This is a genomic window from Limosilactobacillus coleohominis 101-4-CHN (assembly GCF_000161935.1).
Lineage (GTDB): Bacteria > Bacillota > Bacilli > Lactobacillales > Lactobacillaceae > Limosilactobacillus > Limosilactobacillus coleohominis_A.
Map to the genome: position 1 here is coordinate 1 of NZ_GG698806.1, position 21746 is coordinate 21746.

Consider the following 21746-nt stretch of genomic DNA (forward strand, 5'->3'; position numbering starts at 1 on the left):
ATCCACTAACGGTTTTTTGATATCCAATAGGTTAATCTTTCTTAAGGTTTAACCAACGATCACGAAGATAACCAACGATCCCCTTTGGCCGACGATCACGGGTAAAGACACCCTTCATGTTTTCAGCGCCAATTCTGATCATTCCAGAATCAGTCGTAAAGTCGGCAAAGTTCCACAATTGTTCACCTTGAACGAAGTCTAGCTTATCAAAGATCGCAAAGTTCGCCTTGTAGTAATCAATTTGATATTCTTCAGAATATGGTGCATGGAGCAGTGAGTGCAGTCCAGCGACAGTATCTGCACCAAATTCTGTAAACATGACTGGTTTTTCAGGGAACTTCTCATGCCACTTTACTAATTCAGTTTCCAGATCATGTTTAGCCCCTTCCAGATCATCAAAGTTGACATACCATCCATAATACCGGTTAAGACAAATGACATCCAACAAATCCCCAACGAGATCTTTATCGACATTGGCCATCATAATATTAACCATCGTGATTGGCCGCTTCTGCGGGTCAAGCTTTCTCGTGTAATCAATTATTTCTTTGAAGTACTCATGCGCACCCTTTTCATGGCTAGCCGGTTCATTGGCAACTGACCACATTACTACTGATGGGTGATCATGGTCTCGTTCAATCATTTCACGTAGGGCACGTTTATGATTGTCCATCGTATCGAGGTGATCCCAGGTGTTGCCCTTTGGGAAGTCACCATTACCACCTAATGAAACGTTGAAGGTTTCATAAATTCCGACTGCCGGACATTCATCAATAACCACAAACCCTTCACGGTCAGCTTGCCGCATCGCTTCTTCAGAGTATGGATAGTGTGAAGTCCGGAATGAGTTAGCACCCATCCACTTCATAATTTGATAGTCCATATTAACTAATGGCATGTTTTCACCCTTACCGTGGGCTAATGAGTCTTCATGACGACCAAAGCCCTTGAAGTAGAATGGTTCACCATTAATCAAGAAATGATCATCTTTGACTTCAATTGTCCGGACACCAAATTCTTGAGTATAAGTATCCAACAGTTCATCGTTTTGGTTATAAAGATTAATAACCAGTTCATATAAGTAAGCGTGAAGCGGTTTCCACCGATGGGTATGACTAATTTCTAGTGAACCAGTTAATGATGAGCCCTTCGCAACAACCTGACGATCTTCATCAACGATTGATACATCAGCATGATCATAATTACCACTGACGTTAATTACGGGGTGGACAGTCGTCTTTGCGCCTTCCGTATCATAATTAACCTCAATATGCTCAATATGAGTCTTGTTCGTCGTATAGAGTTTTACCCGCCGGTGAATTCCACAGTAGTTGTAAAAGTCAAACCGTGTATTAAGTTTATAACTACCATCATCATTCTTCTTGAGATCCGCCGTTGGAATTGTTGTATTGTCAAGTAAGTTCGATACCCGAACCTTTAAATCATTCGCGCCAGCACGTAGATAATGGGTAACATCGACTTCAAACGGGGTAAAGCCACCCACGTGGGTAGTAACTTGTTCACCGTTGACATATACTTCACAGCTTTGACTAACGGCGCCAAACCGCAATACATTCCGCTTTTTTAGCTGATCTTGTGGAACATTAAAGGTCGTTTCATACCAAAAGTAGCCCAAATGGTTCCGCAGTTGCTTATCCATCGTTTGATCATTAAATGAAGCCGGAACCGACATCCACACCGTATCAGTTAACGGTATTTGGGGGTCAACCTTGGACGTTTCCGCCTTGAATTCCCACATTCCGGATAAATCTTCGACCGTACGCGTTGCTGTTTGTTCTGGATATAACATTGTATTTTCCTCCATTCTTTATCTAACAAGTGCTGGTTTCTTTGGATCATACTGCCAATGCGGAATTAGATACTGCATTGCTTTCGCATCATCCCGATTACCTAAATTATGTTCAAGATATAGTTGATGGGCTGCCGTAATTGCGTCCATATTAACTTCAATTCCTAATCCTTCGTTCCGAGAATCAACATGAATCTGTCCATCATGGATCTCGTACGGGTGCTTTGTTAATTCCTGACCATCCTGCCAAATCCAATGCGTATCAATCGCATTGATGTGTCCAGGAGCAGCCGCTGCAGCATTCGCAGCCATTGCTAGTGAAATATCGAAATGGTTATTGGAATGAATCCCCCAATTGAGACCAAACGCGTGGCAAACTTTCGCAACTTCAACGGAACCCTGCATTGTCCAAAAGTGCGGATCAGCTAATGGAATTGAAACTGCATTTAAAATCAATGAACTAGCCATCTGCCGCCAATCTGTATCTACCATATTCGTTGCCGTTGGAATATGAGTCCGTCGTTGAAATTCAGCAAGAACTTCGCGCCCAGAAAAACCGTTTTCTGCTCCGCAAGGATCTTCGATGTAATTTAATAGTCCTTTCATCTCACTCGCATAGCGTAACGCTTCGTTCAATGACCAAGCACCATTAGGATCAATATCTAGCTTTGCCTTGGGGAACGCTCGGTGAAGTGCCTTCATAACCTGAACTTCTTTTTCGCCGCTCAGGACCCCACCCTTTAGTTTAAAGGTGGTGAAGCCATACCGATCATAAGCCGCTTGTGCTTTGCGAACAATTTGTTCAGGTGTTAAAGCCGGTTCTCGTCGTACTTCCCCCCATTCACCATGTTCATGATCATCGCCAATGTACGGCAAGTCGGTTTGCTGACGATCACCAATAAAAAATAAATAACCTAATACCGGTACGTCTTCCCGTTGTTGACCATCACCCAGTAAAGCTGCAACTGGTTCATGTAAATATTTACCAAGTAAATCAAGAAAAGCTGTTTCTACAGCGGTTTGGGCATGGATCGTCGTTCGTAAATCAAAAGTTTGGTTGCCACGCCCACCTTGATCTAAATTTCCGTATTGATGTTTGATTCCTTGCAATACCCGCTTATAGTCGCCGATGGGAGTCCCCACAACTAATGACCGACTAGCTTCAAGAACTTGAGTAATCTTTTTTCCACCCGGAACCTCACTCACACCAACGTCACCGTTGGAAGCGTGCATAATGACCACGTTACGGGTAAAGAATGGCCCGTGGGCTCCACTTAAATTAAGCAGCATGCTATCGTAACCAGCGACCGGGTAGACATCCATCTTTTGAATAACTGGAACTGTCATTCACATCACCTCCTAATCAAAATCACAATCATTTACGGAATATTGACTATGCGAAAGATCATTAATTGCCTTAAGCGGCCGCTTAATTTTGCCATTATGATCATCTGGACGGAGGTCATACTCGACTTCCTGGCCCAACGGTCGTTGCAAATCCAGCGTAACGTGATCAAAGCAGACGTCTTTAATCGCACCGTCGCGATAGCCAGCTAATAAAATTCCATTCTCAGCACAACATTTTACATTTCTGAAAACCACATGACTAATTTCCGCATCCGCAAGCTGAGTGTTAGTATCCCGCGGCAATATCGTGATATAAATGGGTTCTCCGGATCCCCACCATTCTTTACTATAGTGCTTAGTTGCAATATCAATATCTTCAAAAATGATGTTGCGGGCACTACCGGGATCGCGCAATTGAAACGCCAATCCCCGATTGGTATCACGCACAGTTAGGTGGCGAAAGATACAATTATTAAAATTACCGAAACTAGAACTGCCAAATTTAACGGCAGAGCTTTGCGTAACGATGTGACAGTTCGTTACAGTTAGGTTTTCACAATCGCCATACTCACTGGTTTCTTCAGTACATTTTGGACAAATCGCATCATCACCAGTGTGAATTTGACAATCATGAATGTAAGTATTCTTGCTCCGGTCCACGTCAATCCCATCTGTGTTTGGCATCCGGACTTCGTTATTAATCGTCAAATGACTGATTTCAGTGTTTAAATCACCGACTAAATGAACCGTCCAAAACGGTGAGTTTTGTAAAGTTACCCCTTGAATCAACACATTCCGACAGTTCTCGAAATAGACCATCATTGGCCGTGGATACTTGTAGAACTTTAGATGAACCTCATCTTGCTGATTAGGTAAGATAAATTTCTCATAATTACCATCAATCGTTCCACTACCCGTAATGGCGATGTTTTCTTGACCATCCGCATAAATTAGGCCACTGATCGGCGTCTCGTTTTTTATAAGTTCAAATGGTCCCGGACGGTGTTGATAACGTTCTTCATCACCACTCCCGATTAACTCGGCACCGCTTTCCAAATGTAGATCGACATTACTCTTCAAAATCAAACTATCAATTATATAGCGACCTTCCGGAATAATCACTTGCCCACCACCATGCTGATTACAACGATCGATTGCCGATTGCAGTGCTACGGTGGCATTGGCAGTCGATGTGAGATCGCGATTTCCTTCTAAAACGTTAACCTTCATGTTTTCCTCCACTCTTCTAAACAAAAATGGAGGGTAGGACTAGCACTACTCTCCATTATTGACGTTCACTTTACATCAAAGTAATCGTGTATTCGAATGGTTTCGTTTCGCCAGCTGCCAATTTAAGGTTCCCTTCCTTATCCATAATATCAACTTCATGACCTGCAATATCTGGCAGACCAGCAAATGGTTCGAGACATACAAATGGTGCATTGGCACCTTCTTTTGTCCACGTACAGAAGTAACGGAAATCATCCAAGTTTAAATGAATTGAGTGCTTCGTCTTTGGTGAACTAAGCGTGACCCCAGTAATGCCATCATTTTCAATGATAATGAGGCCATCTTCATACATATCATGATTCAAATCAATATGACTGCCATTAGCCGCAGCTAACTTAATTACCTTCCCATCACGGTATGGATTAGGCGTCTTTACAATTTCATATTGCTTTAAATCAAGTCCTGCTGGTTCAAAGTCTAATTGATAATCATCAAACTCACCTTCGCCGTTAATTGGAATATTGAAGGCCGGGTGTGAACCTAAGGCAAAACTCATTGTCTTATCGCCAGTATTTTGAACGTCAAAGTGGAACGTTAAGCCGGCATCCGTCAAAGTCCAAGTAATAGTAAGTTTGAAACTAAATGGGTAATATTTCCGCGTCTGCTCATTATCAGTCAGACTGAGCACTAACTTCGTCCCATCATTGGTTTCAACTTTAAAGTCTTGATCGGCTGCAAAGCCATGTTGAGGCATTTCGTATTCTTGACCATCATAGAAATACTTGTCCTTTTCCGAACGACCAATTGCTGGAAACAGGACTGGACAATGCTTTGGCCAAACTGGATCATTATTCCAAATGTAGTCAAAGTCGTCATCCTTGTTGTACAAGTGCGTTAACTGAGCACCATGCTCATCAATTGCCGCTTTAAATTTATCATTTTCAATTACTTGCATTTTAAAATCCGCTTTCTTTGATTGTTGAGGAGGAATCAAATCAATTATTGAATGTCACCGAATTGGAAGTAGTCATGGGCGTTATTGTAAGCAATGTCCTTAGCCATTTGGCCCATAAATTCTTCGTCAGCTGGGGCTTCACCGTTTTCGATCAGGCCACCAAGGTAGTTGCATAATACCCGCCGGAAGTATTCATGACGGGAGTATGAAAGGAAGCTCCGGGAGTCAGTCAACATGCCGACAAAGTTACCCAGTAAACTGTTTTCAGCCATCATGTGTAATTGCAAATCCATCCCACGACGGGTGTCGTTAAACCACCATGCACAACCTAATTGAAGCTTTTGCTTAGTAGCGTCCGCATCAACACCATTGCCATAGAAGTCACCCATTCCAGAAGCTAATTGCATCCAATCGTTTGGATTCAGGGAGTAAAGGATCAGCTTTGGAATGTTGTCTTCTTCTTGCATGTTTTCAAGAAGCTTCATGATTTCTTGAGCGAAATCGGCTTGGGTCCCCATGGAGTCACCACCACAGTCAGCACCAATCTTGGCAAAGAGCTTGGAGTTTGCATTCCGTACAACATTGCCGTGGAACTGCATGGTCCAGTCATACTTCTTGTTGAGCCGCATTAATTCTTGAATTAACGCAGTTAAGTAAATATCAACTTCGTGGTCAGTTAATGCGTCATTGTTGAGCCCCTTTTGGAAGACAGCATCAACTTCACTAGCTGAAGCTGGTACAAAGTGGAAGGTATTGATTCCATGGTCAGACAACTTACCACCTAATGAGCTAAAGTATTCATACCGTTGGTCAAAGGCTTTGGCCAAATCAGCAAAGCTGCTAATATTAACACCTGCAACATCGCCAAGTTCCTTAATGTAGTCACCATAGCCATTATCCTTGATATTGAAGGCTTTATCAGGACGCATTGCTGGCAGAACTTTAAAGCCGTTATCCTTTTCTTCCTTCTTCAAGAGCTTGTGGTACTTCAAATCTGAAGCTGGATCGTCAGTGGTGCAGACCACCTTAACATTCATCCGTTGCAATAATTGCCGTGGACGGAATTCAGGCTTGGCTAATTGTTCATTAGCCTTGTCCCAAATGTCCTTAGCATTCTTTTCATTAATCGTGTCAGTAATGCCAAAGTAGCGACGAAGTTCAAGTGCGGACCATTCATAGAGTGCATTACCAACTGCCTTTTCCATCGTCTTGCAGTAAGCCTTCACCTTTTCAAAGTCATCACCGTCACCAGTAATTAGGCTTTCTGGAACACCATTGGCCCGCATTAAACGCCACTTATAGTGGTCACCGGCATTACCTTCGTTAATCCAAACCCGCGCTAAGTTCTTGTAGTTCTTGTTTTCATACATTTCTTGTGGGCTTAAATGACAGTGGTAGTCAATAATTGGCATATCTTTGCTGTCATTAAAAAGCTTCTTCGCCCAATCATTTGTTAATAAAAAGTTGTCATCAATTAATCCCATGATATTGCCTCCATTTTATTGAATCGAAATCAAATCTTTCATCGTAAATTCTAAGTCAACGTTGTAATCCGCATTTTGTGGGTTCCGGTAATGAACCTTAGCTTGACGGGTTTCACCATCAAACCACCAGCCTTCATCCGCTGACTCATAATCATCCTTCTTTAAGAAACGGTGCAGCTGTACACCATCAACGGTCACATTAATTGGTGCCATTTGCGGACAGTAAACCGATAGATTCATCACCTCAACCTTAGTTTGGTAATTACCCTGCCGTTGGAACGCAATCTTAACACCATCTTGTTGTGCTTGAGCGGTAATGTGTGTTAAGAGCTGGGCACCCTTTTGGTATGCCATTGTTTCACCATCATCTTCATACAGCGTAAAGTCTGCATCTTGTGTTGGTTCAATCAGGACATCTAGATTCTTAATTGTTTGTTGATGGATATTTGTTAAACCGAGGGCGCGTGGAATAACCGCTCCACTACGCATAAACATTGGAATTGACCCCATATCAACTGGAATCGTGATTGTTTGCCCACCTGCATATCGTTGATTCGTATGCAAATCAATCCAATGTGAACCTTGCGGTAAGTAAACTTGCTTTTCCGTTTGCCCCTTGTCAACAACGTTAGCTACCAATAAGGAATGCCCGAGCATAAATTCAAAACTCTCTTCGCTGACGTTCGGATCATCTTGGAATTCATATACCAGTGGCCGCATAATTGGTGCTCCCGTCGTATGGGCTTCGTAAAGGAGTGAGTAGAAGTAAGGTACGAGTTGGTATCTCAGCTGAATTGCCTGTGCGATGTACTTCGTATAGTTTGGATACATGTATGGTTCAGTGACCGTATTATCAGTGTTTGCGGAATGGATCGAGAACCGGGGTTGGAAAATTCCGTTTTGGACCCACCGAACTAATAGTTCCGGCTCCGGCAATGGTCCAAAGAACCCTCCAATGTCACATCCTTGGTTGGCAACTCCAGATAGTCCCATTCCAAGGATCGTTGGAATGTTGTATTTCAAACTGTCCCAGCTAGTGTTATTGTCACCAGCCCATGTTTGCGCATACCGCTGAATGCCTGCAAAGCCAGCTCGGTTAATAACGTATGGACGTGCGTTAGCGTCATATTCATGAACCGCATTTTGGGCGACCTTTGCCATAATCGTTGACATCAATGGTCGGACATCATCCATCTTACGATCTTTGTGTCCTTCCATATTGATTTGTGCACTACCATCAACCGTTTCGTATTCGTTGTTATCATTCCAGATTGATGTAATACCATACTTAAGTAACGACTTAGTTAGGTAGTACGTCCAAGCTTTCCGACCAGCCGGGTTAGTAAAGTCGATAAAGTTTGCCGGTCCGCCCCAGTATTGGTTGACCTGATCATCTTGCCCATCATGATCTTTAATAAAGGCATCACGATTCGACAAATCTTCATTATCAGGATGCTTTTCCAAAATTCCTGGTTTGACGTTTGGTGCCAATAACGCACCACGATCTTTCAAATCATCAACAAATTCTTGAGGATTTGGGAACCGACGCTTGTTCCACCGGAAGAAGAACCGCTTTTGGGTTTCTTCGTCCACCACGTATCCGGAAGAAAGGAAGAAACCATCACAAGGGATCTGATTCTTCTTACAAGTGTCGACGAAATCAAGGATCGCTTTATCATCGCCTTCTTCAAGTTCTGAGTAAAACATTGTTGATCCCATATAGCCCAGTGATGACATTGGCATCATTGCACTCTTCCCGGTGAGGTCCGTGTAGTGTTCGACAACATCCTTGATCGTCGGTCCACCAATGAAGAAGGCATCTAATTCGCCACCGTCAGTCTCAAAATAGCTGTAACGCAGCCAGTAATTACTGTGCTCACAGTCCATATCAAAGACCGAATCATTTGAATTATTATAAAACATTCCGCTAGCGATATTATCATCAGTATTAAAGTCAATGTAGAACGGAATCATCTTGTAAAGTGGATCTGAACGCTTAGCATCCCAACCAAGTGAGTCGGTATTATGCATCCGCATCCGGCGCTTGTACTTATTTAAAACACCGGATTTTTCACCGAAGCCATAAAACTTCTCATGATCACCCATTTGTGAGTAATGAATCCGGCGACCATTGTCATCTTCAACGTAAGGTCGTTTAGGTAAATCTTTGTGAACAACGTGACCGTTCTGGTCAACAATTTCTAAGTAAAATGGATCATCATAAATATGAAGGGTATATTTACCATTCGTCACCGTGTAATGACCATCATCAGCTTTTTGTAAGTCAATCTTAATTGGTTCAACCCGGGTCCGTTCATCCTTCATAAATTCATCGGTCCGGTCTGGCCAGGCCGTTTTAACCAATGCATATGATTCTTCAGGACTAAATTCATCATCAAAAGTCGCGCGAATTCGAATTATGTTTTCATCAAGTAAATAAATTCTAAAATTAGCGCCATCTGTTTTAAGCTCCAAATAATCATTATGATTATCTACCGAAAGCAACTTTGTACTATTTTTCATTTTTAGCCCCCTAAATAATGAAAGTTAAAGCCCTCAAGAACCACATGCCGAGATTGTTCAAAGTAAAACTAATACACCAGATTTTGAGCTGATATAAATTAGTGATTGGCATATAGTTAACCGATAGCTTCAGTTGAAGAATACGCTTTCATCAATTATATGTCAAGCACGATTGCCCACATATGTTCAATAATCAGAACTTATTTCTACTATTTAATACCCACGTTTTATGAATGTTTGACGGGTAAAATTAAAATTATTTTTTTGATTTTACGTTGAAAGCGCTATCTTTTTGTGTTAAAGTTCAAGGTGTCGAAAGGAATTATAGAATATCTCGCAATCTGATATGTCAGTTTTGCTAGTAATATAATTTGCAATTATTTTCAGACTTTCTATAAAACCTTGATGTTCTATTTCTCTTGTTTCTTTTTTGGAGGTTCAATTTAATTATGGATAATAATGGTCAACGTACCGTTACCATCAAAGCCCATCCTTTCGATTGGCGCGATAAGATCGGGTATATGTTCGGTGATATCGGTAACAACTTCTCATTTAACGTTGTTAACTCATTCTTAATGATCTTCTATACCAACGTTTATGGTCTATCTGGATCACAAACCGCGATTGTCTTCCTACTTGCGCGGATCGTTGATGCGATTTCCGACGTCGTAGTTGGACGGTTAGTTGATAATAGTAAGCTTCATAAACGTGGCCGGTTTATTCCATGGATGCAACGGATGCAATACCCATTGCTAATCGCCTTAGTACTGCTCTTTGTACCAGTAGTTAAGGATTGGTCCATGGTTGGTAAGATGGCCTGGGTTTGGGTTACTTATATCGCTTGGGGTGTTCTTTACTCAACAGTTAACATTCCTTATGGTTCCCTTGCTTCTGCCATCAGTAACAACCCTGACGACAAGACTTCACTTTCAACTTGGCGTTCAATTGGTTCTGCCTTAGGTGGTTCAATTACTTCTTACGTTATCCCTCTGTTCATTTACATTGGTGCAACGAAGAAGATTTCTGGAATTCGGTTCTTCCAAGTTGTAATTGTTTGTGCCATTCTTGGTTGGATTTGCTATGAATTAACAATCCACATGACTACTGAACGTGTTCAAACCCACAAATCTGAAAAGCTTGCTCTTTCACGGATTATGAAGTCCATGCTTGAAGACCGGGCATTACTTGGTTTAGTTTTGACTGACCTTGTTCTGGTTGTTAACCAAAACTTAGCCGGTACCATGATTACCTACGTTTACAACGATTACTTTAAAAACACTGCGGTCATGGGATTAGCCTTAGTTGTTAACACCGCCACTGTTATCTTACTGTCACCATTCAGTCACTACATTGCGACCCGGTTTGGTCGGCGGAACTCTTCAATTGTTGGTTTAATTGTTAGTTTCTTTGTTTACTTAGCACTGTTCATCATTCGGACTAATAATGCTTACGTTTACTTAGGCTTTATCTTTGTTGGTTCACTTGGTTTTGCCGTCTTTAACCTGCAAGTCTGGGCCTTCATTACCGATGTTATCGATAACATCGAAGTGCGGACTGGTGACCGTGAAGATGGGATCGTTTACGGTGTGAACTCATTTGCTCGTAAAGTTGCCCAAGCCATTGGTGGTGGTTTCGGTGGATTTATCTTGAGCTACATCGGCTACAAGTCTTCTACTTCTGGTGGTGCTGATCAAACGATGCGGACCATCAATGGATTGTACAATGTTGCAACCTTAGTTCCTGTTGTTTGTTCCTTACTAGCAATCCTTCTTCTATTCTTCGTTTACCCACTTACCCGGGATAAAGTTCATGAAAATGGTAAGATCCTTGCTGAACGGCACTCCGCAAATGCTGAAAGCACAAGTGAATCGGCTAAGTAAGGTTCAAAGCAACCTACTTGATGATTAAATTATTAACGGCTGGGATATTATCGCCCAGCCGTTTTTTTGAAAGGACCTAATAATGGAAAATAATCGTTTAGATCTCACAACTGGTAAACCCCTTCAACGAATTTTACAGTTTTCAACTCCTTTAATTTTTGGAACACTTTTTCAGAAACTGTATAGCTTCGTTGATTCCATCATCGTTGGTCACTTCATTAGTGCCAACGCACTTGGTTCAGTTGGTGCCACCTATTCATTAAACTTTCTCATTATTGGTTTTATGCAAAGTTTCTGTGTTGGATTAGGAATTCCCATCTCACAAAGTCTTGGTGCTAATCACGGTCGTGATGTCCAACGTTTCTTCTGGAATGGGCTCTACTTAAGTATCGCTATTAGTATTTTCTTTTGCGTTTTAATGACTTACTATACAGAGCCACTGCTAATTGCGATGCGAACACCGCAACCATTACTTCATGATGCCGTTATTTTTATTCGTCCCCAATTCGTTTTCATTTGGGTGACCGTCTTATACAACTTTTCCGCAAGTGTTCTTCGTTCACTAGGCGATTCTAGGACCCCATTTTATACATTAGTCCTTGCCAGTTTATTAAATATCATTATTGATGTTGTTTTAATTGGCATATTCCACTGGGGAGTAATTGGTGCCGCGGTCGCCACAATCATTGCCCAAGCAATCAGTGGTTTAATGAATATCATCTGGTTAGTAAAGACTTCAATAATCATTGATTTTCGGCATCCTCAGTTAAAATTTTCTGCTCGTCATACCTATCGGCTTGCTTATATTGCCTTTCCAATGGGAATCGAATATTCCATCTCCGCAATTGGTGCCATTATCATGCAATTTGCCATTAATAGTTTAGGCACTGTCTACGTCGTTTCTCAAACCGCGGGTGAAAAGATTCGGCAAATGTTTACCCTCCCCATTGAAAGTATAGGCATGGGAATGGCCACATTTATTGGACAAAACTTTGGGGCACACAGTATGTCTCGTATCCGCCAAGGAATTAAAGATGGGATGAAGATCCAAATTATTTACTATGGCATCTGTCTAATTATCATCATGCTCTTTGCGGATCCACTATCAGAATTAGTGATTGGACATCACCCTGAATTAATTCATTTATCAAGCCTCTATTTACGATTGATGAGCTTAACACTTTTCTTACACGGCACATTAATGATTTACCGTTATACACTTCAAGGATTAGGGTTTAGTCTTTTAGCAATTTGGTCAGGTGTTGGTGAATTAATCGGCCGTTCAATAGTTAGTCTGATTGCGATCGTTCTCAATAGTTTTATTGCCGTTTGTTTCATCAACCCGGTTGCTTGGGGCCTAGCTGGTGGCTATTGTTGTTGGATGGTTTATCGACAACTCAAGAAAATTGCCGTTTCTTTTACAAGGGAGGTCAACTAAGTTAAAATTGTAAGATATAATTTGATGAAATTTGAAGGAAGCTACAAGTATGGATACAAATATTCGCAGAAATGCCTATGACCAAATTAAATATAAAATCATTCACTTCCACTATTTACCTGGTCAAAAAGTTTCTGAAAAAATGATTTCAGAATCACTTAATTTGGGAAGAACCCCCGTCCGTGAAGCATTAATTAGAATTGAACGTGAAGGCCTCATCGAGGTAATTCCGCAAAGCGGAACCTACGTTACCATTATTAACATGGCCTCCGCTAAGAACGGCCGGTTTGTTCGTGAATGCATCGAACCGAAAATCATGCTTGAAGCCATGACTAAGCTTACCCAGGAAGGGTTAATGCATTTATTAGTAAACATGCAACATCAACGTGAAGCCGCCCAAGCAGAAGAACCTGATCACTTTTTTGATCTTGATCAAGACTTTCACCACGAATTCTACAAAATCGCTAATAAAAATGATGTTTGGAATTGGCTTCAATTAAATAACACCCAACTAAACCGTTTCCGCCGACTTCGGTTAAAAGCCGCCAACCTAAATTGGCGTAAGTTAGTCGAGCAACACCAAAAAATCCTCAAGGCAGTTCAAGAGCAAAACGTTGATAATCTAGACTACTTAATTCACGCTCACCTGCACTTGATGCTTGAAGAAAAAGACTTAGTTACGCAACAATTTCCCGCCTACTTTGGTATTGAAGACAATTAAAGAGGGTGATACCACTATTATTTTTGATTTTATTGTAATCGCTTTATTTTATAGAAGGAGATTACTATGTCAAACGAATTTAAAAATGAATTCTGGACTGCTACAGCCGGAGACCTTTCACAAAAACGGACGCCATTTGATGCACCGGATTATACTGACCAACCCGCTGACGGATCAGCCAAGATTGTCGTTGACCCTGTACAAAAGTTTCAAGATTGGTTAGGTGCCGGAGCAGCGATTACTGACTCCACCGCCAAGTTAATTTGGAACCAAAGCAAAGAACAACGGAGCCAACTACTTCATGAATTATTTGATCCAGAGCAAGGGGCTTTTTCAATGATTCGTGTGCCGATGGCCTCTTGTGACTTCCAAAGCCAAGATGAATACTACTCATATGACGATGTGCCATTTGGCGAACATGACCATGATTTAGAACACTTTTCAATTGGTACAGGAACACCAGGTGCAGCAGATGCCACTAAAGACCTGAAATACATTGTGCCGGTCCTTCAAGAAATCGTAAAAATCAACCCAGCAATTAAAATCATCAGTTCACCATGGTCCGGTCCAGCTTGGTTAAAGAATACTGGTCACCTCAGTCAAGGTGGTCACCTGCGTTTTGGCGAATATACCGGTAACGGTTTTGCTCATAAGGATCATTTCGAAGCCGTTTACGCTAACTACTTCGTTAAATATATTGACGCATATGCTAGCTATGGCATTCCAATTTATGGATTAACCATTCAAAACGAGCCTTCCAATGCTGCTAAGTGGCCAGCAATGATCTGGACATTTAAACAATTAGCCGAATTCGGTTATAAATACCTACGGCCACTCTTAGATGAAACTCACCCTGACGTAAAGCTCTACTACTGGGACGGTTCATTAAATGTTCTCGACAAGCCATTATCCGCATACATCACACCACAAGAAGCAAGCGCATTTGATGGGTTTGCCTTCCACACGTACGACGGACCATACACCAGTCTCTTTAAAGTTAGTCGCGAATACCCGAACTGGAAGTTAGCGATGACTGAACGGCGTTGCCTGTACTCTGACACCATTGAAGATGCTTCACACATCATGTTTGGCTTAATCGGTAACTGGTTAGTACGGAATGGCTTAAACTTCATTACCCTTTGGAATTTAGCTCTAGATGAACGAGGATTACCAAATGCCGCTGGTTCCACTGGCCGACGTGGTGTTGTTACCATTGACCATAAAACGGGTAAAGTGCAACGGAACCTTGAATACTACATGCTCCGTAATTTATCGCAGGATATTCCCGCTGGCGCAGTACGGATTGGTTCATCTAGCTACTCTCCAGATGGCTATACTGGCGGTATTTCATCAACTGCTTTCCTCAGTGATGATGGTTCAATCGCCGTCCAACTTTATAACCCAACTGGTAAAGAACTTCCGGCCAGTCTGTACATTAATGGCCATTCAACCAAGTGGCAAAATGTGATGGTGCCAGCTTGGGGAACCGTGACCGTTCATAAGTCAAATGGCACGATGAACGAAAGTGCACCCCGTCCTGATGAAGAATTTGAATTGAACCCTACTAAGCTGGGCCTTTCCGATGATAAAGCTCCTGGTAAGGGAATTAATGCTAAAAAGAACGATTTAGTTTAATAAAATGCTGTGATTACGTATAATTAAACCCACAAAAAAGGGACCCTCACAATAACGTGAGGGTCCCTTTTGAACTTGACAATTATTTAATATCTAATTGCTTATTATCAACGCCTGTCCGAATAACCAACACATCACATGGTGCGTTTCGTTTAACGAACGACGTAACTGAACCAACCATGGCCCGTTGCAAACGTGACATCCCACTGGCACCCATTACCAGCAGGTCGTTCTTATGATCCTTAGGAAAATCAAACGCAATGACCGTCTTTGGGTTACCAAGCCGAATGTGGATATCGATATTGTCAAAATCATCATCCTGCTTAACTTTTTTAAGTAAGTCCTTTAAGTAATCCGTAGCCTTATCTACCAATTGGTAAGCAATGCTGCCGTCTGACATGCCAGCAAAGTTATATGCCATCGCCCGAGTATCCACTACATTGAGCACGTCAATGTGGGCACCGTTTCGCTTAGCAGAAATAACCGCTTTGGCAAGTGCCGCTTCCGCTTGCTTAGAACCGTCCACTGGTACCAAAATGTTTTCGTATTCTTGATCCATAATCAACAGCCTCCAATCAATCAACTATCATTACTATTTTACCACATTTGAAGCTTTTCAATGCACTATTCCCGGCTTTGCCGTTCGATTGTCCGGACCAAATTGACTTTATCGTAGAAGTATCATACAATCAAAAACAACTAGCAACTTAATTATCTTAAGTTAAAACTACTATCGATTATTAGTAACTGTGAGGTTGACTTAATGGATCAAATTGACAAGAAAATTCTGAACATGCTGCAAGCGAATGCCCGGGTCTCACTAAAGGAAATGTCCAAGGCGTGCTTCATTTCATCACCTGCCATTGCAGCTCGAATCACCAAAATGGAGGAAGCTGGGATCATTACTGGTTATCACACCAGTATTAATCGGGAAAAACTGAATTTCCACGTTAAAGCCTTTATCATGGTCCAACTAGAACCTAACCAAAAAAGTGAGTTCTATCCCTTTGTTCAATCCATCCCTAACGTCATCGAATGTAACTGCATCACCGGTGATTATTCCGAAGTTATGGAAGTAATCTTTCCATCTACAAAGGACCTGGATGACTTTATTAATGAAATTCAAAGACGCTTCGGAAAAACGAGCACTCAGATTGTCTTTTCTACCAGTGTCGACCATCGTGGCGTTAAACTAAACGATCATTAATATATAACCGCTAATCATCTGCAACGGCAGTGATGACTAGCGGTTATTTTTTATTCAAGATCTAATAATTGTTCAATTTGATCCAGTCGTTTCTTCAGAACATGCAAAGCATCTTCAAGGTACTGACCATTTGTCACGTTGACACCAGCCCGACGTAAAATCGTAACTGGATCCGCCGAACCACCCGCCTTTAAAAAGGCTAGGTAGCGGTCTAATGCCCCATCCTGCTTTGTCCAAACCCGCTCAGACAATGCAGTTGCGATCGCCCAAGACGTTGCATACTGGTAGACATAGTAATTCATATAGAAGTGTGGCACGTACGCCCATGATTGGGTATCCGTGCCAACCAGCTTGACGGTTGGTCCATAATATTTCTCAACCAGTTTCCGGTTCATCCGGTCCAAATAATCCGCCGTTAGCGTCCGTCCGCTTTGTTGTTCACGGTAAGCGGTATTTTCAAACTCCGCAAATTGTGTTTGTCGATAGATTGAGCCAATGAAGCCATTGATTGATTGCTCTAAAATGAAAATCTGCAACTGCCGATCATCCTGATACTTTTGTAATAAATACTCCGTCAGGATATTTTCATTAAAGGTCGATGCCACTTCAGCTAAAAAGATTGGTGCATCCGCATACTCAGAAGGCTGCGCGTGCTGACTAAACCAGCTATGCATCGCGTGTCCCGATTCGTGCGCCAACACGAAGGTACTATATAACTTATCCGTCCAATTCAACAGGATAAATGGATTTGCTTGATAAACACCTACTTGATAACCACCGGAACGTTTCCCACGGTTTTCTGCAGCATCAATCCACCGGTGATCAAACTCTTCCTGCAATCCTTTGCGATAGTCTGGCCCCATCACTTTCATCGCATCCAAGACTAATTGTTTCCCTTGCTCAAAAGTTGTCCGCAAGCGATCCTTCCCCGCTAACGGGACCCCAATATCATATTGATAGAAAGGGTCTAAATGCAAAGCGCGCTTCTTAATCCCGTACCACCGGTGTGCCAAATCCAAGTGTTGATTTACAGTCTTGACCAACGTATCGTAAACCCGCTCATCGATTTGGTTAACCGATAGTGCTGCTTGTCGAGCACTCTTGTAATGGCGTAGTTCAGCAATCGAATTGCGACTATCGATAAAGCTATTCAACGTGGCAGCAAACGTATTCCGTAATTCATGATATGGCTTTTGGTAAGCTAATACGGCTGCCTTCCGCACATTCCGATCTAGCGACTCAGTGAATTGGCTTCGGTTTCCATGGGTCAGTTCTACTTCATTTCCCTGCTCATTTTTGATCGTTCCAAAGTGCAGATCAGCATCGTTCAGCGTATTATAAATCGTCTCTGCGCTATCCAACGACCGACTCAGCTGACTCAGCAGCTGTTCTTCGCTAACGGTCAAAACGTGCCCTTTTTGCAGCCGGACCTGTTCCAATGCATATTTAAATTCATCTAACCCGGCAACCTCTACCAGCCAGTGATCTAACAGATGTTGGTCAAGACTAACGATTTCAGGATCCATGAAAGAAAGGACAGTCTCAATTTCAGTCGCTGCCGTTGCCGCCTTCCCGTACAACTCGGTTGCCGCTGCATCCGTCGTATCACTATCACGACGGAGAAAAGCATAAACATATTCCCGTTCCAATTCCTCATTAATTACTTTGGCTGCTTGAAGTGCCTGAAGTAATGTTTGCCCATCATCGGCGGCCAACTTACCGGCCAACTGATGCAATTCATTGGCCTTCTTTACCGTCGCTTGTAATTGTTCTTGCATTGCGTCATCATTTGGATAAAGTAATGTCAAATCCCACTTAAGCGCCGTAGGCACTTCTTCACGACTTGGTAACTGTTGTTTTTCACTCATTATGATGCCTTCTTTTTATCAAACGAATCTAAGTATTCAATATATTGTTCACGATCTAGTTCATGTTCCGACTCACCAATTACCAAAGTGGCAATTGAGTTTCCGACTACGTTCACAACCGTCCGGCCCATATCAACGAACCGATCGATGCCAGCAATAAAGGTTAACCCAGCAACGGGAACCCCGATTGTCGACACACTGGCTAGTAAGACCACGAAGGAGGCGCCAGGAACCCCAGCCATCCCCTTAGAAGTAATCATCAAAACAATCAATAAGGTAAATTGGTGCTCCCACGTTAAATGGATACCATATGCTTGGGCTAAGAAGATCGCCGCCAGGGATTGATAAATGGCCGATCCATCGAGGTTAAAAGTATATCCCGTTGGAATGACAAAGGAAGCAATTCCCTTTTCCACCCCCATTTTCTGCGACTTTTCAATTAGTCGGGGTAAGGTTACTTCAGAACTGGCAGTTGAGAAGGCCAGAACGATTTCTTCCCAAATTGCCCGCATCGTTTTCCAATAATGTAAATGAAACATCTTGGCGACAATTCCCAGTACCACAACACAGAAGAAAATCATGGTGAGGTACGCTAACAGCACAAAGTATCCTAATGGCAGCAAGGCCTTGAGCCCCATTTCGGCAATCGTCATACCGATCAAACCGAAGACACCAATTGGTGCATACTTCATGACCCAATTTGTCACCTTGAACATCACTTCGGAAACACTGTTTAAGAATTGCACAACAATCTTGCCCTGCTCACCAATCGCAGCTAAGCCAAGCCCAAAGAAAACGCTAAAAAAGATCACCGGCATCATATCACCATCACTGATGGATTTAAAAATGTTGGTCGGGATAATTGCTAAAATTTGATCCCAAAATCCGGTATGTCCCTTCGCCGCCTTCGCTGTTGCCATATATTTAGAAATATCAGTAGCGTGCAAGCTCTTGATATCAATAAATGAGCCCGGGTGTGCCAGATTGGCAACGATCAGACCCACGATGATCGCGATCGTCGTTAAAACTTCAAAATAGATGATGGTTTTTCCACCAATCCGACCTAGTTTATGAAAATCACCAATGTTGGCAATCCCAACTGTTAGACACGAAATCACAATTGGCATCACGATCATCTGAATCAAGCGTAGGAAAATCGTTCCTAAACTCTGCATGACCACAATTGCGGACTGATTCTTATAGAAAATCACCCCACAAATAATCCCGGCAATCAAACCAATAAAAATCTGCCAACCAAGACTCAGGCGGCTAATTCGGTAGTGCTTCATTAACTACCCCTCCGATCATAATTTCTAAGCTTTAATTTTATCATAGTTTTGTAATTGACACGGGTTCACCCGCCTACAAAATTATAGTATGATGGCTGTTAACATTTAAATTTAGGAGGATAGTATGATTTCTCGAAAAGCGGCGAATAGTATTAACGGGCGCATTGTCTTTTTGGCCATTTCAATCATTATTAATTCATTTTTTAATGCCTTGACGGTTTCCACACAGATGGGGAGCGCCATTTGGACGGCCTCCGCGGTTAGTCTTAGTCACTGGACGCAGATCTCACTGGGCAATATCCTGTTTTTAGAAGGCGTCGTGGTCGCCTTCACTAACCTGGCCTTACTGGGACACTTCGACTGGTTCCGCCTCGTACGTAATCTTTTGTTTATTACCCCATTTAGCTACCTGTTGGCGGGATTCGAAACGATGTTCGTTAAAATGAGCGTGCCACAGCTCGCACTTGGGTGGCGAATCTTACTCGACATCGGTGGACTGTTCGGGGTGGCTGCGGCCGTTTCGCTCTACCAACGGGCCAACATTATCATGCACCCCAATGATGACCTTCCATATATTCTTCGCTTCCGGTTCATGCATGGCTCCCCTGTTTATTCTCAGTGGATGAGCAACGTTCCACCACTGATCGTTGTCGTATTAGTATTCGTGATTAAGGGTCACTGGTACTCATTTGGTTTTGGAACCATTTATAACATCCTAACGCAGGGTTACCTGATTGGGTGGGCCGATCGCCACTTTCTCCCGATTCTCCATCATCACCTCGAATTCAAAAATTAAACCACAAAAAAACGTCCCGTTTGAACTTCTTCAAACGAGGCGTTTTCCTTTGCCAGTCAGAAAATTACCAAGACTTCTTTCACTATTCAATTATCATTATGCCTTCACAGGCGTTAAATCGAGTTTGTCTAAAATTTGATTGACGCTAAAGCCGAAATGTTTTATGACTTCCGTATTATTACCACTAGCACCAAATGTTCCAATTCCGTAGACTTAACCATCGAGGTCGACAAAATCATACCAGCTTTGAATGAGTCCCATTTCAATTGAAACCCGCTTAGTTACCTCTGTTGGTAGAACCCTGTCATGATAACCTTGTGGTTGTTCTTTCATGGCATCGACACGACCAGTGCCTAATAGCCCACTTTAGCTAGTCGTTCCCGGTCAGCCATCGCCAAGTGAACCTCTAAATCGAACGCCATTCTAATCCCTTGCGATAGCGGACCAGTAGTAGCATCAACCCCCGGATTCACTCCATATTCCGGATGACCCCGGGTTAGTGAACCTAGTTACCGAAAATCCTTTAAGTCCTGGATGGTTAATCCAAAGTGGTTGAAGTACAGCACACTATACAGAAGCGCCGAAGCATGTCCAGACGAAAGTACAACCGATCTCAATTCATCCGTTATGGGTCGTCTTCTGGATTAAATCTCATCCCTTTTCATACAAGGTATATCCATCGATGCTGCGTACAAGACCACAAGGCCACACCATTTCACTAACCGTTTGATACAATTATTCTGCTTTAACTAATCGTAATTGGTCAAAATTAGTTCGAAACTGCTGACCCTTCTTTAATTTAACTTCTTGGTTTACTACACTACTGCCTTGATTCCCAGGAATATTTTCAATTTGACCATTAGCTTCATCTTCAACCTGTACCATTCCAGAGTTGGTATTTGACGTTTTAGCGATCCGATAATTACCAGGTTCTAGATCAGTACCAACTTCCCAAACACCAGCTGTCAAATCCGTCTGGCCTGCTCGAGTCATATGATCAATTGGCTGAAATCGTACTTTCATTTTTTTATTAATTGTGAGCTTGTCCCCCTTTTTCAGTTCCATCGTATATGACGTAACGTGATTGCTTGACTTTCTTGCGCCAATGGTTACCTTCATTTTATCCCCCTCGATAGTTGCTTCTCCTTTCGGAACAGTAATCCGATAGTAACCGGGTTTTAATTGGTCACCAACTCGAACCTTTTTCGCACTAATTACTTTATCCCTTTGTTGTGATGCCTTGGCGGTAATAGTTGTTAGTGGCACTGCATTAGCCACCAATGGTTCACCAACCGTCGTAATTGTTACAGCCATAGTAAGCGTAATTAATTTTTTGTTCATGTGGATAACCCCCTTCAATAATCGTCTACCTTTTTATCACCTTTATTTTAAAAGTACTAAATACCACTCGTCAATTTATTCGTTTTGCGGACAAATAAAAAAGGCCACCCACTGATAACCGCAAATTAAAGAATAGTATTATTTCACAGAATTCAATGGTTTCTGCATTTGGTCCTTCGATGTTGAAGAACTTAATTCCCTTATTCCAGAACGCTACGTTTA

The 21746-nt window shown here is 42.2% G+C and carries 16 protein-coding genes and 2 pseudogenes; 6 read left to right on the top strand and 12 right to left on the bottom strand.

Features of this window, described 5'->3' with window-relative positions; genetic code table 11:
* Positions 1–31 precede the first annotated feature (31 nt).
* The 6 genes from uidA to HMPREF0501_RS07395 form a co-directional block, all read right to left on the bottom strand.
* Positions 32–1810: a beta-glucuronidase gene (uidA, locus tag HMPREF0501_RS07370; protein WP_040456176.1), complete on the bottom strand. Its 1779-nt coding sequence runs from the start codon at positions 1808–1810 to the stop codon at positions 32–34.
* Positions 1811–1828: 18 nt separating this feature from the next.
* Complete coding sequence (locus HMPREF0501_RS07375; RefSeq protein WP_006917367.1) at positions 1829–3157, bottom strand: enolase C-terminal domain-like protein; 1329 nt, start codon at positions 3155–3157, stop codon at positions 1829–1831.
* 12 nt (positions 3158–3169) lie between these two features.
* Positions 3170–4387 (bottom strand): glycoside hydrolase family 28 protein, encoded by a 1218-nt coding sequence (locus tag HMPREF0501_RS07380; protein ID WP_040456179.1) that lies wholly within the window; start codon positions 4385–4387, stop codon positions 3170–3172.
* 70 nt (positions 4388–4457) lie between these two features.
* Positions 4458–5342, bottom strand: a complete 885-nt coding sequence (locus HMPREF0501_RS07385; RefSeq protein ID WP_006917369.1) for an aldose 1-epimerase family protein — start codon at positions 5340–5342, stop codon at positions 4458–4460.
* A 44-nt stretch (positions 5343–5386) separates the two neighbouring features.
* Positions 5387–6826 carry a glucuronate isomerase gene (gene uxaC / locus HMPREF0501_RS07390; RefSeq protein ID WP_006917370.1) on the bottom strand — a complete coding sequence of 480 codons (1440 nt, stop codon included), beginning with the start codon at positions 6824–6826 and terminating at the stop codon, positions 5387–5389.
* A gap of 15 nt (positions 6827–6841) precedes the next feature.
* Complete coding sequence (locus HMPREF0501_RS07395) at positions 6842–9349, bottom strand: TIM-barrel domain-containing protein (protein ID WP_006917371.1); 2508 nt, start codon at positions 9347–9349, stop codon at positions 6842–6844.
* A gap of 449 nt (positions 9350–9798) precedes the next feature.
* On the opposite strand from HMPREF0501_RS07395, the gene HMPREF0501_RS07400 reads away from it, so the two are divergent.
* From HMPREF0501_RS07400 to HMPREF0501_RS07415, 4 genes are all read left to right on the top strand, one after another.
* Positions 9799–11229: an MFS transporter gene (locus HMPREF0501_RS07400; RefSeq protein ID WP_006917373.1), complete on the top strand. Its 1431-nt coding sequence runs from the start codon at positions 9799–9801 to the stop codon at positions 11227–11229.
* Positions 11230–11311: 82 nt separating this feature from the next.
* Positions 11312–12667 carry an MATE family efflux transporter gene (locus HMPREF0501_RS07405; protein ID WP_006917375.1) on the top strand — a complete coding sequence of 452 codons (1356 nt, stop codon included), beginning with the start codon at positions 11312–11314 and terminating at the stop codon, positions 12665–12667.
* 49 nt (positions 12668–12716) lie between these two features.
* The gene (locus tag HMPREF0501_RS07410; protein ID WP_006917377.1) at positions 12717–13388 is read left to right on the top strand and encodes a GntR family transcriptional regulator; all 672 of its coding nucleotides are present in this window, start codon (positions 12717–12719) and stop codon (positions 13386–13388) included.
* Between the two features lie 66 nt (positions 13389–13454).
* On the top strand, positions 13455–15023 hold the full coding sequence (locus tag HMPREF0501_RS07415; RefSeq protein WP_006917378.1) for a glycoside hydrolase family 30 protein: 1569 nt from the start codon (positions 13455–13457) through the stop codon (positions 15021–15023).
* Positions 15024–15105: 82 nt separating this feature from the next.
* Here the strand turns inward: HMPREF0501_RS07415 and HMPREF0501_RS07420 are convergent, their stop codons facing one another.
* The gene (locus HMPREF0501_RS07420; protein ID WP_006917380.1) at positions 15106–15582 is read right to left on the bottom strand and encodes a universal stress protein; all 477 of its coding nucleotides are present in this window, start codon (positions 15580–15582) and stop codon (positions 15106–15108) included.
* A 204-nt stretch (positions 15583–15786) separates the two neighbouring features.
* On the opposite strand from HMPREF0501_RS07420, the gene HMPREF0501_RS07425 reads away from it, so the two are divergent.
* Entirely contained in the window at positions 15787–16230 is a 444-nt protein-coding gene (locus HMPREF0501_RS07425; RefSeq protein WP_006917382.1) for an Lrp/AsnC family transcriptional regulator, read from the top strand.
* 50 nt (positions 16231–16280) lie between these two features.
* Here the strand turns inward: HMPREF0501_RS07425 and pepF are convergent, their stop codons facing one another.
* Entirely contained in the window at positions 16281–18098 is a 1818-nt protein-coding gene (gene pepF, locus HMPREF0501_RS07430) for an oligoendopeptidase F (RefSeq protein ID WP_006917383.1), read from the bottom strand.
* The gene (locus HMPREF0501_RS07435; RefSeq protein WP_006917386.1) at positions 18098–19387 is read right to left on the bottom strand and encodes a dicarboxylate/amino acid:cation symporter; all 1290 of its coding nucleotides are present in this window, start codon (positions 19385–19387) and stop codon (positions 18098–18100) included. The genes pepF and HMPREF0501_RS07435 overlap by 1 nt, the downstream gene beginning before the upstream one ends.
* Positions 19388–19511: 124 nt before the next feature.
* Here HMPREF0501_RS07435 and HMPREF0501_RS07440 point away from each other — a divergent pair, with 124 nt between their 5' ends.
* Positions 19512–20183, top strand: a complete 672-nt coding sequence (locus HMPREF0501_RS07440) for a hypothetical protein (RefSeq protein ID WP_006917387.1) — start codon at positions 19512–19514, stop codon at positions 20181–20183.
* 365 nt (positions 20184–20548) lie between these two features.
* Here HMPREF0501_RS07440 and HMPREF0501_RS08850 read toward each other — a convergent pair.
* From HMPREF0501_RS08850 to HMPREF0501_RS09185, 3 genes and pseudogenes are all read right to left on the bottom strand, one after another.
* Positions 20549–20788: pseudogene (locus HMPREF0501_RS08850) on the bottom strand (transketolase); the annotation flags it as partial.
* 130 nt (positions 20789–20918) lie between these two features.
* On the bottom strand, positions 20919–21524 hold the full coding sequence (locus HMPREF0501_RS07445; RefSeq protein ID WP_006917390.1) for a hypothetical protein: 606 nt from the start codon (positions 21522–21524) through the stop codon (positions 20919–20921).
* A gap of 136 nt (positions 21525–21660) precedes the next feature.
* A pseudogene (locus tag HMPREF0501_RS09185) lies at positions 21661–21746 on the bottom strand (VOC family protein); the annotation flags it as partial.

What these genes read in the sequence shown, in the direction of transcription:
- uidA (WP_040456176.1), bottom strand. Translation starts at nt 1,810, where the DNA reads ATGTTATATCCAGAACAAACAGCAACGCGTACGGTCGAAGATTTATCC.
- HMPREF0501_RS07375 (WP_006917367.1), bottom strand. Translation starts at nt 3,157, where the DNA reads ATGACAGTTCCAGTTATTCAAAAGATGGATGTCTACCCGGTCGCTGGT.
- HMPREF0501_RS07380 (WP_040456179.1), bottom strand. Translation starts at nt 4,387, where the DNA reads ATGAAGGTTAACGTTTTAGAAGGAAATCGCGATCTCACATCGACTGCC.
- HMPREF0501_RS07385 (WP_006917369.1), bottom strand. Translation starts at nt 5,342, where the DNA reads ATGCAAGTAATTGAAAATGATAAATTTAAAGCGGCAATTGATGAGCAT.
- uxaC (WP_006917370.1), bottom strand. Translation starts at nt 6,826, where the DNA reads ATGGGATTAATTGATGACAACTTTTTATTAACAAATGATTGGGCGAAG.
- HMPREF0501_RS07395 (WP_006917371.1), bottom strand. Translation starts at nt 9,349, where the DNA reads ATGAAAAATAGTACAAAGTTGCTTTCGGTAGATAATCATAATGATTAT.
- HMPREF0501_RS07400 (WP_006917373.1), top strand. Translation starts at nt 9,799, where the DNA reads ATGGATAATAATGGTCAACGTACCGTTACCATCAAAGCCCATCCTTTC.
- HMPREF0501_RS07405 (WP_006917375.1), top strand. Translation starts at nt 11,312, where the DNA reads ATGGAAAATAATCGTTTAGATCTCACAACTGGTAAACCCCTTCAACGA.
- HMPREF0501_RS07410 (WP_006917377.1), top strand. Translation starts at nt 12,717, where the DNA reads ATGGATACAAATATTCGCAGAAATGCCTATGACCAAATTAAATATAAA.
- HMPREF0501_RS07415 (WP_006917378.1), top strand. Translation starts at nt 13,455, where the DNA reads ATGTCAAACGAATTTAAAAATGAATTCTGGACTGCTACAGCCGGAGAC.
- HMPREF0501_RS07420 (WP_006917380.1), bottom strand. Translation starts at nt 15,582, where the DNA reads ATGGATCAAGAATACGAAAACATTTTGGTACCAGTGGACGGTTCTAAG.
- HMPREF0501_RS07425 (WP_006917382.1), top strand. Translation starts at nt 15,787, where the DNA reads ATGGATCAAATTGACAAGAAAATTCTGAACATGCTGCAAGCGAATGCC.
- pepF (WP_006917383.1), bottom strand. Translation starts at nt 18,098, where the DNA reads ATGAGTGAAAAACAACAGTTACCAAGTCGTGAAGAAGTGCCTACGGCG.
- HMPREF0501_RS07435 (WP_006917386.1), bottom strand. Translation starts at nt 19,387, where the DNA reads ATGAAGCACTACCGAATTAGCCGCCTGAGTCTTGGTTGGCAGATTTTT.
- HMPREF0501_RS07440 (WP_006917387.1), top strand. Translation starts at nt 19,512, where the DNA reads ATGATTTCTCGAAAAGCGGCGAATAGTATTAACGGGCGCATTGTCTTT.
- HMPREF0501_RS07445 (WP_006917390.1), bottom strand. Translation starts at nt 21,524, where the DNA reads ATGAACAAAAAATTAATTACGCTTACTATGGCTGTAACAATTACGACG.